12 protein-coding genes are annotated in these 12,589 nt (G+C 60.0%); all 12 read right to left on the reverse strand.

What is annotated here, in order from left to right; all coding sequences use genetic code 11:
- Positions 1-47: 47 nt before the first annotated feature.
- The 12 genes from QMG80_RS15490 to QMG80_RS15545 all read right to left on the reverse strand — a co-directional run bounded on the left by QMG80_RS15490 (position 48) and on the right by QMG80_RS15545 (position 12,545).
- A complete protein-coding gene (locus QMG80_RS15490) occupies positions 48-908 on the reverse strand; it encodes a class I SAM-dependent methyltransferase (protein ID WP_085769999.1) in 861 nt (286 codons plus the stop codon).
- A gap of 50 nt (positions 909-958) precedes the next feature.
- Positions 959-1,837: a class I SAM-dependent methyltransferase gene (locus QMG80_RS15495; RefSeq protein WP_158658534.1), complete on the reverse strand. Its 879-nt coding sequence runs from the start codon at positions 1,835-1,837 to the stop codon at positions 959-961.
- A gap of 75 nt (positions 1,838-1,912) precedes the next feature.
- Positions 1,913-2,539, reverse strand: a complete 627-nt coding sequence (locus QMG80_RS15500; protein ID WP_085770001.1) for an HAD family hydrolase — start codon at positions 2,537-2,539, stop codon at positions 1,913-1,915.
- Positions 2,536-3,765: a 2-phospho-L-lactate transferase CofD family protein gene (locus tag QMG80_RS15505; protein WP_085770002.1), complete on the reverse strand. Its 1,230-nt coding sequence runs from the start codon at positions 3,763-3,765 to the stop codon at positions 2,536-2,538. Before QMG80_RS15505 ends, QMG80_RS15500 begins: the two co-directional genes overlap by 4 nt.
- Before the next feature lie 15 nt (positions 3,766-3,780).
- Positions 3,781-4,992, reverse strand: coding sequence for a glycosyltransferase (locus QMG80_RS15510; RefSeq protein WP_085770003.1), 1,212 nt, complete (start codon positions 4,990-4,992; stop codon positions 3,781-3,783).
- On the reverse strand, positions 4,989-6,179 hold the full coding sequence (locus QMG80_RS15515) for a glycosyltransferase (protein WP_085770004.1): 1,191 nt from the start codon (positions 6,177-6,179) through the stop codon (positions 4,989-4,991). The genes QMG80_RS15510 and QMG80_RS15515 overlap by 4 nt, the downstream gene beginning before the upstream one ends.
- Positions 6,180-6,290: 111 nt before the next feature.
- Positions 6,291-7,241, reverse strand: coding sequence for a GNAT family N-acetyltransferase (locus QMG80_RS15520; protein WP_085770005.1), 951 nt, complete (start codon positions 7,239-7,241; stop codon positions 6,291-6,293).
- 107 nt (positions 7,242-7,348) lie between these two features.
- Complete coding sequence (locus QMG80_RS15525; protein ID WP_158658535.1) at positions 7,349-7,939, reverse strand: acyltransferase; 591 nt, start codon at positions 7,937-7,939, stop codon at positions 7,349-7,351.
- A gap of 147 nt (positions 7,940-8,086) precedes the next feature.
- Positions 8,087-8,845, reverse strand: a complete 759-nt coding sequence (locus tag QMG80_RS15530) for a glycosyltransferase (RefSeq protein ID WP_158658536.1) — start codon at positions 8,843-8,845, stop codon at positions 8,087-8,089.
- 478 nt (positions 8,846-9,323) lie between these two features.
- Complete coding sequence (locus tag QMG80_RS15535; RefSeq protein ID WP_085770008.1) at positions 9,324-10,898, reverse strand: oligosaccharide flippase family protein; 1,575 nt, start codon at positions 10,896-10,898, stop codon at positions 9,324-9,326.
- A gap of 259 nt (positions 10,899-11,157) precedes the next feature.
- The gene (locus QMG80_RS15540; protein WP_158658537.1) at positions 11,158-11,700 is read right to left on the reverse strand and encodes a hypothetical protein; all 543 of its coding nucleotides are present in this window, start codon (positions 11,698-11,700) and stop codon (positions 11,158-11,160) included.
- Positions 11,697-12,545 carry a hypothetical protein gene (locus QMG80_RS15545; RefSeq protein WP_085770010.1) on the reverse strand — a complete coding sequence of 283 codons (849 nt, stop codon included), beginning with the start codon at positions 12,543-12,545 and terminating at the stop codon, positions 11,697-11,699. The genes QMG80_RS15540 and QMG80_RS15545 overlap by 4 nt, the downstream gene beginning before the upstream one ends.
- Positions 12,546-12,589: the final 44 nt, after the last annotated feature.

A 12,589-nucleotide genomic window follows, 5' to 3' on the forward strand; every position in this document is an offset into this window, starting at 1 on the left:
CTGTTGCTCCTGCAAGTCCAATGTCGAACGAAAGATCACGCGTCGCGTCAACCCTGCTTTCTCCCGACGGCGCACCAATAGGGCTCCGACTCGCTGAATCTGAGGTCGACAAGTCCGGCCGCGGTCATCATCGCCGCGATCTCCTCGCGCGTGAATCGCTTCTCGAGCCTAGTGCCGAATCGATCGAGGGCGTCTGTGCGCATCGTGTAAAAGGATTTGTCGCGATAATGAGAGAGCGGCAACGAGGCTGGCGAAATCCCCAGTTTTTCCAAAACGAGGGCCAAACGCGCCAGCGGCCAATAGGCCACGCCCGCGATGATTTGCGAAATGACGTATCGAAGCGGGTGGGGGAGGTTGGACACGACCAGCCGCAGCGCGTCGGAAGCCTGCCAAATCAGCTTGAACCACAGCGGACGGTTATCGAAGCGATAGTATAGATACAGGAGAAACGGCGCGCCGGGCTTCAACTTTTCGACACAGGCGCGCAGGCCCGCCAGCGTGTCGGGAACGTGATGCAGCACGCCGAGCGAATAGCCGAAATCTTGAGAAGCGAGAGGAAGAAAGGGATCAGATACGATCGCCTGCGTGAAAGTCGCATTGGTCGCGCGGGCGAGCTTGCGCCTGGCGACGCTCAACGCCTTGCCGCTCGGATCGACGAGATTGAGCCGTCCGACGCGCGGCGCGACGAACTGCGCCCAACGCCCGCTCCCGCAACCCAAGTCGAAACCCTCGGCGTTGGGCGGCAGCTCGTCCCAGGGAAATATGTGAAAATAATAGGAGAAGAGCGTGCGCAGCTCCTCTTCTGGAACCTCCGACTGATCGAAGCGCTCCCATTCGTCGCCAAATCCTTCGACGACGGAAGCGTCGGCGTTGATCGGCGCATCTGGCGAATTGGACGAAATTGGCATGCAGCCTCCCAATAGCTAGCGATCTCACCTGACGCCTGCGGCAAGGATCCTTATGCGCGGCGCTCGCCCAGGACTCGCTCTACCTCCAGAGCCTCGACGCATCGACGCCTCAGCGAATACGGATGGACGCCAAGAGCCAATCCACCGAGGACAAAAATGTCACGTAACGTGTTTCGCCATCGCGAACCCTTCGGCGCGACCTGCGAGACCCAACGCTTCATCGTCGCCATGCGCGGCGTCTCGCTCCGCGCCAGCTTTCCCTTTCCCTCTTCCCAGGCCATGGCGTAGAACGGCTGCGTGACCTGAATTTGATCCACTTTGGCGACCTTGCGCGCGACGCTCAAAAGGATGATCGGCTCCACGGAGAGGATCTCGATTCGCGCGCCTGGGCGAGCCGGCGGCATCTTGTACCAACGCGCGGGATCGAGATTAGAGGCGTAGTAGACCTCTGTCTCCGCAAAGCCGTTCTGCTCGGAATAAATCGCAAACATGAGGTCCGAGCAAAATTGATAGAAGCCGTGGCCGCTCAGGTCGTTGACAGGAAGAGAGTGGATGATGCGTCCGCCCACCTCGCACAGCTCGATCAGATTGCGGAAGGCTGTCGCGACGTCAAAGACGTGCTCGAGCGAGCCGGCGTCCACGATTGTGTCGAACCGCTCGCTCATCGTGATCGGACGGCCCAGATCGGCGACGAAGCTCGCCTGCTCGTAATCCGAATAATCGAGCGAGGCGACGCTCGTCGCGCCGAGCGCGAGCAGCGCCGGTTCGCAGTAGAGGCTCTGCCGAGCGACCGCGGCAACCTCTTCCCCAAGCAGGCGAGCGCCGACGCTGAGCTCCTGACGTCCGATGGTCAGCACCCGCCCAAGGGGGCCGCGCTGCGACTGAAACTTGATAAAGTTGAAGGGGTGCGCGTCGATCCCCACCGTCACTCTCCATCCTTGAGTCCTGAACGCGCCAATTGACGCTCGAACGTCTCCGTTCGAGGGACAGGCGCGCCATGCTCGTCAAGCTCGCTCCAGCTGCGTCGCGAACCAGTCGAATTTGTTGACGTCGATAAACTCGATCCCGGCCGCGCGCGCCGATGCGAAACCGCTTTCCGAGTCCTCGAAGATCAGCGCCGCCGCGGCTTCGCATTGGGCGAGACGCAGCGCTTTGAGAAAACCATCCGGCGCAGGCTTGGCGCGCTCGACGTCGTCGGCGCAGATCAGCGGATCGAACCAGTTCTCGTACCGCAGCTTTCGCAGGGCCAGATCGATCGTTCCGCGAGAGCCGGACGTTACCATCGCAAGGCGAAAGCGCGTCTGCGCCCAGCGTAAAAAGGCGTCGATGCGCGGGCTGGGCTCCAGCTCCTGCTCAATCAAGAGCCGCGCACGGCGCTGCTTTTCTGCGACAAGAGCGCCGACGTCAACGTCTTCAGACGCGCGTTTTGCGCTTCGAAACGCCTTTTCGATGGCGTCTCGCGTCCTCAGTCCTGCAAGCGTGGGATAATCGACCGGCACGCCCAACGGCGTCAGCGTTTCGACGAAGGCCCGCGCATGCAAGGGTGAAGTTTCGGCCAGCGTGCCGTCGAAATCGAAAATGAGCAGTTGCTTGCCGTCAAGCCGCTGCAAAGGATTCTCGTGAGCGGTCATGCGCACATCGCCACGCGGGTCGGCTGCTCGTAAAGATCGAGGATCGTCTCGACGATCTTCGCGCCGTCGTGCTTGCCTGGCGCCGACGTTGACTCGAAAGCCTCGACAATGCGGGGAACGGGAACGTCCACATAGCCCTCCTCGTCGTAGTCCACATAGGTCTCGCTGCTCTTGAGCTGGCTTTTGTTGACAAGAACAGCGTCGAAAAGGTCCTGCATCGGGATCTGCCGCGGCTCGGGGCTGTTCAGGTAGCGATAGGCGCCACGCAAATAGTCAGAGGCCTTGTAATTCGGAGTCTCATAATCCGCGCCGATGTTGGTCACGAACACCTTCAGCGCCGTCCGATTGTAAGAGATCGTTCGCGCGAGCCCACTCGCGAGATAAGTCGGATAGAGCGAAGAATGCTGCGTTCCCGCAGAATAGATGATGATGTCAGCGCGTCGAAGCGCGAGCTCAACGCCGGCTGACACGCGCACCGGACAATGGTGACGCTCGAGAAAGCAACGTTTCTCGTCGGTGCTCAAAGGCTCGAAGCGCGCGCGATCGACGTAATTGTCTATCAGATAGATGCGTTCGATTCGCACGTTCGAGCGCAGCTCGACGATTTCAGCCTCGCTGTAGAGCATCTGCCCATTCTCGCGTAGCGCGACGAGCTTCTTGTCCTCGATGCTCGTCGGCAGCACGACGCCACGCAGCTTGAACAAGCGGTCGATGAAAAGCGTCGCCTGCTCCATGTCGCGCCCGAACATCAGAAACGCGCCGGCGTAGACGATGTTCATGATCGCGCAATCGGAGAACGAGAACGGCGTTCCCCGCACGCGCTCGATCGGGCGCAGCCCGACGAGGAACTCCCCGATCATCGCGCGCAACGCTTCGGCGACTCGCCCACTCTCAAAGCGCGTATCGGCGAGCTCTGCGCTTTCCCCTTTGGCGAAGGCGGACAGCTTGGCGATGGTCTCCTCATGGCCGGCGTTGAGCGCATAACGGTGACGGAAGAGCTGCAGATTCGCTGCATGGTCAGGATCGTCCTGCGGCAGCATCAGCTCCTGCACCTTGCGGATGTCGGAAGGGCCGAGCATGCCGAAGAAGCGCCTGATCTCACCCGTGGACTTGCCGTCGTCATAGGCGTTGACGACGGAGGTAACGTGAAGACCCTGCCGCGCCAACAGCGCGGGGATCAGGGTTGCGGCTCCGCGGCCGCCATTCAGCACGACAACATTCAGCATCGGCGCACTCGTCGTTTATCGCTGCAGGAGTTCGGCATATACCTTGGCGTATCGCTCGACTCCCGCTTTGAGGTCGAACTCTCGGCTGTTTTCCCGAATATTCGTCGCGACGCCCGGCTTGAGCGCCTCGTCGACCGCAGCGCGCAACGTCGGCTCGCTGAAGTCGGCGACGATCGCCGAGCCATTTCGCTCGTGATCGATGATGCGGTCCATGTCCCCTACCCCCGTATTGGCGATGACTGGCACGTTGCAGGCGAAGAGCTCGGCGAGCTTCGTCGGCGAGCAGCCTGCTTTGGAAAGGTCGGCGCGGATGAAGATTACCGAGAGATCGGCAATGCACAGGAAGGCGGGCACCTCGTCTCGGTCGGCCGAGACGAAGGCGATGCGGTCGCGCGGAATGTGTTGGGCCGTGCAAGCCTTACCGACGAGCTCCTCGCCATTATTGGCGAGAAACAAGAACTTTGCATTGGGCCGCGCCGCCAAGACCTGCGCAAAAAGCGCCATCATCTGAGGGAGGAGATAATCCGGCCCGAGACTGCCGAGGTAGATGAGGACGAAATCGTTCTCGGTGAGGCCGGCTCTCTTACGAACGCGGCGCTTGTCCGCCTCGCTGACCGCCGCCGGATCGAAATGCCGGAAGTCGGCGCAACAGGGCACAACCTGAAAGTGCGAGGCGGGATCGGGTCGATCCCAGAGGTAGAACTCCGCGAGAAGCGAGGCGGCGCGCTCGGTGAGACAAACGATCTTGTCGGCGGCGCGGATCATTGGCCCCTCGACACGTTTCATCCCGTGGCTCAGCAGCTTCTGCAAGCCGGACGCTTTGGCGATCCCGCCGTCCGCGTAAAAATCGCGAAAGTCGAAGATGAACTTGACGCCAAAGTCGCGCTTGAGCTCCCAGCCGATTAACGCAGGCGGAAAGCTGCGGCAATGGACGAGCTCGACGCGATCCATGCGCGCGATCCGGCGCGCCGCCGCGCGCAACTCCCATTGCGTGCGCGCCTGGCCCAAATATCTCGGCTTGTTTTGATAGGGAACGCGTGTCCAGGCGACGCCCGAGGCATCGAACTCCTGCGCATAGCGTGAGACGAGGTCCTCGCGATCCGGCTTTTCCGCGCTCAACACGTGGATGTCGTAGCCCAGCCGCGCGAGGCCCATGACATAAGGGGCGACCTGCGAGCGTCCGATGTGATCGGTGACGCCATTTTGCGAGATGTAAAGGATCGTCATGGGGATTGGACCGCCGGAGCGATCTCCTCGAGCCAGCGATTGCAGGCGGCTTCGGAACTGAAGCGCTTGGCGCGCTCCAGCGCGCCGCGGCCCCAGCGCTCGAGCGCGCCGGGGTCGTTTAGCGCGATGTCGAGCGCCTCCCGCCAGAGGGCGAGGCTCTGCGGCCGATCGGCGCGAGGCGCCGGCAACAGCGCGCCGCAAAGCGCGGGCTCGATCGCCGAGCGATCGAGGTCACAGACGCCGGCGCCGAGCAGCGCGGCGCGCACGCCGCCTGCCGGGCAGTCGGCGGCAAGAACGGGCGTTCCGAGCGCCAAAGCCTCGAGGATTACCATCGGCAACCCCTCATGCAGCGACGAGAGTAGGAGCGCGCGGGCGCCCGCCATATAGCGCGCCGGCTCGGAAACGAAGCCGAGAAAGACGATCTGCGTCAAAGGGTCTTCGATTGGACCAGAACGCAGGCCCAGTGATCTCGCGAGGGATTCGAGCTCGCCGCGCAAAGGGCCGTCGCCGGCGAGCAGCAGCTGCACGCCCCGCAGAGGCGCCCCAAACTCCTTCCAGGCGGCGAGAAGTCCGGCGGCGTTTTTCTCGGGATTCATGCGCCCGCACCAAACGAAGCGAACGACGCCGTCCCGCGGCAGAGCCGAGGCGACCTGCGGTCGCGCGACGAAGTTCTCGATGAACCCCACCCGATCCGCCGAAAGCTTGTAGAGCCCCGCGACTTCTTCGGCGAGCAGCGCATTGACGCCGAGAACCCGATCGAAGCGCCGATACACGAGGGCGACGAAGGGCCGAAATCTCAGCATCTGGCGATTGCTTGGATTGCCGATGATGTTGATGTGGCAGAGGGCGATCTTGCGGTCACGGCCGCCGGAGATCGCGCTGATCAAATCCGCGCGCCATAGATTGCTGATTGTGACGTCGATTCTGAGCCGGCGCTTCAGCCGACGCAGCCGCCGGGCCGCGATGAAATATTCGAGCGCGCGTAGGGGCAAAGGCAGGCGCGGAACCGGTCCAAGCGGATGGAACGCCGCCGCAGTCTCGAAGCGCCGGCGCGCCCCCGGCGGATCGAAAGAGGCCTCGTGAACCTCGAGCCCTGCCGAGGCGAGGAGTTGCGATACGGACGAGACCATGCGCTCGGCGCCGCCGGTCTCGACCATCGACGGCAAGAGGAGAAGGATGCGGCTCATCTGGCGAGACAACGGGGGTTTAGCTCGCCCCGCCCCGCCTCGCTTGGGCCAGCCGGCACGGCAGCGGCGCCTGAAGCGCGGTGAATGGTCATGGAGTAGTTCTTCGACATGTCAGGAGAAGCGGGCAGGCAGCGCGGCGTTCGACCGCAAGTAATTATAAGAGGAGCGAAGCTTCGTCAAAAGCTGCACCAATTTTGGCGTATAAACCCATTCGGAACCGAGGTCGTATAAATCGCCACCGAAAGATTTCTTGAACGCCAGAATACCGGGTTGCGCGCTATTGATACCACCTAGATCGTATTTCTTAAAGCCTTTTGACTTCAAATACCCAATAGTCTCAAGCTGCATTAATTGCCCCACACCCTGTTCCTTGCTGTTGCTACTGGCTCCCAACATGTAATATCCATACGGCTGAGCCAAATATATTATGTTAATAGCTGAAATTCCTTCCGAATCATGCCCGACAACCGCCACCGCGTTTTTTCCTGCAAATATTTGCTCAAGCATGTCACGATCTGGGATGGGTAAGCCAAACTCGGCCTGCAATCTTTTGAACAATCTATAGAAATCCTTAGTCCACTCTCCCGTTGTCTCTTCAAACGTAACGACCGCTCCTCTCTTCTGGGCGCGCCGAAACTTGTTCCTAACCGTTGCCTCCATGTCGGCGACAATCTCATCGATATCTTTCTCGAGATCTACAACAAAGGTCGCCCAGTGGATGAGCTTGTTGCTGTCTGACGCCTTCTTATACCAGCGCAGACCCACGCGGATTTGCGCCGGATCGACGTTTTGGGACGACAGAGGAGAGCCCGTCGATGCTGTATTGGTCAGGTCACGCCAATGAATGGTGGTGAGATAGCTATTGTGAGGCACGCTTTCGAGTAGCCTGTTCACGCTATCCGTATCCAAATTGAATGTCAGAACCAGCATTTTCGAAACGAATAAAACGCGCTTGACAAGAACGAGCGCATTCTCCTCTTTCAACTCTGACGACCAGCCGAGATATTTAGGAAGAACCCAATCATCGCTGAAATATATCGTATCTAGATTTCCAGCGAGCATTCCGTTTCTCCTCCTGACGGGCGAGCTATCCCCGCGATCAACTGGCGTCTTTTGGCTCTACCAGTTTGCAGGTTATTTGTGCGCGAGATTGGACCCCTCGAGAGACGTCATTCCACCCGCAGATCCTGCCGCTGCATCCTGATCATTCTCGCCGGCACGCCGCCGACGACCGCTTCGGCGGGAACGTCGTGCGTCACGACGGCGTTCGCGCCCACGACAGCGTTGTCCCCAATGGAGACTCCCCGCGTGATCGTCGCCTTGGCGCCGATCCAAACATTGCGGCCGATCTTTATCGCGCCCACCCGCATGCCGCTGCTCGCAATCGAGCCTTGCCGCTCGAATTCATGATCCTGGTCGCGAATGGTCACATATTCGGCGATCAGCGTATCCTCGCCAATCTCAATTGACGCAATGGAAACAATGATATTTCCCGGGCCGATGGAGCTGCGCGCGCCAATTCTGAGGCTACCGCCTTTGCTGTGCAGAATCGTACCAGGATCAATCGAGACATCGTCGCCAATCTCGATCACGCCGCCGCCCGTCGCGCGCAATTGGCTTGTCCATGGGATGCGCACATTTGCGCCAAGGCGCACCTCGGGATAGGCGACCGCGAGAAAAACCCGCTTGATCCGCCAGCTCACCCGCTCTTCCAACACGGGGAGGGCTCGAAACAAGCGGCGAATGCTCACCCTCGACATATAGACAGCCTCTCCTTCCGCCAGACGGGAAACGCTTCCGGCTGCGTCCCAAACCCGCGCGTCCAGGCGGGAAAGACATGCTGTCCAGACAGCTCGAACTGCACTGCGCGAACGACCGGCGCGATACATGGCGTATAACGGTTTATCTCAAGTTACGCGATGGCGCCGCTCTTTCGCGCGAGCGCGCGCAGCTGTCGCTAAGACGACGTCTTCATAAGATCTGGCGTAAGCTTGGATGGCGGCATGTCTGTTTTTGCAGGCCATCGCATACTGATCCTGATCTATTTCTTGTGTATAATCTCGATAAGCCCGGAGCAATTTTTCAGCAAATTCCTTTGGATTATCCAGATCGAAGAAATATCCACGTTCTGGCGCTTGCTCCCTAAATACCGGGATATCCGAGAGCACTATCGCCTTCCCCATGAATTTTGCCTCAGCTATGCTGAGAGCGAATCCCTCAAATTTGGATGAACTCACTACAGCAATACATTGGCGCATAAGGGCCATTGCATGGCCATACGGAACGACCCCGAGCATTTGAAACAGATGATCCACACCAGAAGTTTTCAGGAACGAATGAAACTGCGGATAATAATTTAGATTCCTCGGCTCATCCTGCAGTCCCGTCGAGACAAAACGCAGCTCATGTCCATCTTGTTTGAGAATTTGTAGCGCCTCAATGATGCATCTATGATTTTTATGCTGTCCGAATCCATTCGGTACGTAGAAAAACTTGCTTGGTATAGCGTAAAGTCGCAGCACGCTTTCGATAGATTCGCTGTCATGCGTTAGCAAATCCATTTTTGCAGGGACAAAGGGCCCAACCTCCGGCTTGGCTTTTGCACGGCAATCGCCGACTCCATCAGTTGGCCGCTTGCGATCTGGCCAACCGCCTGGCGCAGCCACCGACCTAAAATGAGCTTGACGAGCGCTTTCCCTCGGGATCCACTAGCGGAAGCTTCACTCTTCAACTCCTTCGCATAAGTTCTCCATAATTAATAGCCTTAAGATATGCCGGTCCGCCAAGAGCCTATATCGCTGGAATATATATTTCATCCTTGTCGGGATTGCAGGGAGCGTCGAGAGTCTCAATCACACAGCTTCGCAGCACAACATATCCGCCGTCTTGTCTGCTACCCAATCGAATGAGATCTGGCACGTCGATTACACGGAGATATTCCAAGGTCGCAGGTGTATGAAAAGTGATCATATTCTCTACTCCATCGTAAGTTCTTTACTCCGAAATTTTGCACAACATATAAAGCGAGCCATTTTTTTGGCGCCTGTATCAGTCGGCGGCGAGATGAGGATGCCGAAGCTCGAATGACGTCTGACCTCGACGGCGCCGGACAGGCGCAAAGTGCTAGTCGAGTTTATCCCTAAGTTAGAGCTTCCCGCCATCCGCGGAACTTTGGGAAGCGCCGATGCCCTGCGCCGCTATAGCTGGAGCCTGCGAGGGGAACAGAAGCCGGGCGCCCGGAAGCTTGTGCAGCAAGCGGATCAGCCGATGCTCGTCACCCAGCCGATAGGCGAGCCCGCGCAAGCTGATGACGGCGCCGAGCAGACAAAGAGCCCCACCGCCCAGATTTGCGACGATCTCGCTCGCATAAAGGCGCAGCGCGCCGGCTCCGCCGATCAAGGCCGCGCCGAGGAGAACGAGCGCCGCTGTCTCGCCTTCCCAACTCGCGCCGATCAGCTTGCGCCCTGCGAGGAGCACGAGGACGGTCTGGATCATATAAGCGCAAACATAGGCGTAGGCCGCGCCCACCACCCCGAAACGCTCGAGCAAGATCAGCGTCAGCGCCGCCTGCACGCCCACGGAGATGGTCTGCGTTGCCGCAAACCAATAGGATGCGGCCTTGGCGAGCTGCACATACCACATCGGCCAGCACACCAGGCGAAAGAATACGCCGAAGGCCATCCAGGTCAGCAGCTCGCTCGCCGCGTCGAATTTCGAGGAATAAAGAATCTTGACGACGTAGGGCGCAAAGCTCGCGGCGAAGAGCAGGCTCGGCAGCGAGAGCAGGACGCCGATCTCGGTCTGCTGATTAATGACTCGGGTGGCGCGCGGCCTGTCGCCGATCATTCCCACGAGACGCGGGTAGAAATCCGACGCCATGCCAGCGAGGACAACATTGGCGAAGACGCCGGTGAGGGTCCACGCCGCCTGATAATTGCCCGCTGCGTCCGCGCCAAACTGGCGCAAAATCAGCGAGCGAACGGTCATGTCGAGGCCAGCCCACAGGATGCCGTTCCACATCATCGCAAGGCTCAGTCCGAGAATCTTGCGAAAGCAAGCCCAGGTCTCGGCCATAGTGACCTTGACGGAAGCGAGCGCGACACGTCGTGAGAAATAAGCGGAGCAGGACAACGCCACGACCGAAGCCGCGATCATCGAGGGGACAATCCCTGATTCCCCCATCAGTAGAAAAATCGCGATCGTAGCGACGCAGCTCAGCGCGGCGCCGATAAGATTTGAGCGCGCATAGTCGCCGATGCGCCGAACGCCCTGCAAGAGACTCGCCTGCACGCCATTCGACGAGTTGATGAGGAGCGTCGAGCCGGCGATGGCGATCGGCCACGCGTGCTCCCGCGACCCTGTCATCCATTCGCTCAAGGGGGAGCAAAAGAGGATGGCGAGCGCCCATCCGATGGCGCCCGTGGCCAGCAAGATGCGCCGCAGCATCGCAAAGGTCCGGGCAAGCTCCTCGGCGTTTCGGCCGCTGTGCGCGGTGGCGATCTCGCGGATCGCGCTGGGGCTGGCGCCGAAATCGGAGACGGCGCCGACGAGGGCGATCGCTGATGTGTAAGCGCCGAGGAAGCCGACGCCTGCAGGGCCGATCAGCAGCGCGACGACCTTAACCCGGACGAGGCCGATGGCGTAGTTGATCGCCTGGGCGCCCCCGACGATGGAAGAGGAGCGCAATATCTGTCCATAAGAGTGCTTGTGCTCGCTCATCCCGCCCGGCTCGATTGGCTGTCTTCGGCCACTCGGAAATCGAGCGGCGGTTCTGTTAGCGCGTTTCCCGCTCCAACGGAATCGTTCGAGCGATAAGGAATCGCGCCAAGTCAAAAACTCAGAGCATGTCCTGACCGGAAAACCGCTTCGCACTTTTCCGGGACATACTCTAGCGGCCGGGCGTCGAGCGCAATCATAACGCCGGCTGGAGCCGCGCGGCTCTTCAACGGCGGGCGCACGCGCAGATCATTTGGGAGGATTATGCTCTCGGCCCTGCTCCACGATTGGCTCGCTCGAGTATTTGTCGGGAGACGGCCAAGAGCGCCTCATTGCTCAACCGACACTCCGCCGGCATGCGAAACGTGAAATAGGTGCTCTCTGCGGCGTCCAATCGCGAGAGGGAAAGCTGCGCTTTGAGCCGCCCCCAGAAGAAGTCGAGGAGCGCGTCAAATCTCGAAAAATGTCCGAGCGCCCTTCCCTGATAGACATAGACCGTTCGCCACGGGGGCTCGGGAAAGCGAAAGGCCATGAGCCTTTCCGGCGCCGAGCCGAAAACGCTTCCGGAAGTGACGTAGACAGGAGCTCGGCAGAGCGGCGAGCGCAGGCTCAACGAAAGGCGCGTCTGATCCCGCGCATGCTCCACGACGAAATTGCCCAGCCGCTCGCCCTGCGGGTGGATTTGAGCCGTCGGTCGATGAAGCTCCTCCCGATCTGGCGCTAATCTATGAGGTCCGAATCGAAGAAGAACGCCAACCACGAAGGCGAGCAGAATCGTCGCGAGGACCGCCTGACGCATCCTCATTGCGGGCGCGAGCGATATTCATCATCGAGGCCGAAATAGAAGAGCGCCAGCAGGCCGCCGAGCAGCAACCATTCCAAAATCGCGACGCCCGCGCCTTCGTGCCAGAACATGTAGCTTTCCATCGACCAAGCGCACAAATTCAGGCGCGCCGTGTTGACCAGCACGATCCAGCTCACCCCAAGGAGCAAGACGACCCACTGGCGCCGGCTTGCGGCCTGCCCCTGAATCTTCAAGAAGGACAGCCAGAGCAGGGCCGCCGCGACGACATTGAGGAAGGCCGAGCAGGACGCTTCGACGACGATCGTGTGCCCTCCGGCGCCCGAGATCGCATTGCCGATGAGCTCAAACGCGCCAAGATGGGATAGCGTCAGGAAGGCGAAGGAAGTCTCGACGGGCAGCAGGAATTCCTCAACCGCCGATTGGACGACCGGCCCCCATAATTCCAAACAGGCAAGCCCCAAGCTCAGTTGCCCGATCGCCGCCAGCCGCGCATCGCGCCGCATGCAGAACCATAGGCCCAAGAGCGTCAAAACCAAGCCGCCCATGTGGCGCCAAGGATGCGCCAGCGCCAATCCCGCCAGCGCAAGCAGCATGTAGTCGGGCCACGACAAGACCGCGTCGGCGCCCAATCGGCGCAGCATGCAGGCGATGGCGTACAAGGCGATGAGCGGGATCGTCGGAAACGCCTGGCCTTCAATCAAGATCGGCAGATAATCGAGACAAAACAGCGAGAAGAAAAAGACCATCAGCACAAGGCGATCGCTCGGCGCGCGCAAGGCCGAGAGCAGCCGGAAAACGGCTCCGTTCGCGATGCTTTCACTCGTGGTGGCGAAGCTACCCTTCATTCAGGTTTTCACCACGTCTATCGGCCCATCTCAAAGGCGTAGGC

The sequence above is a fragment of the Methylocystis bryophila genome, from assembly GCF_027925445.1.
Taxonomy (GTDB): Bacteria; Pseudomonadota; Alphaproteobacteria; order Rhizobiales; family Beijerinckiaceae; genus Methylocystis; species Methylocystis bryophila.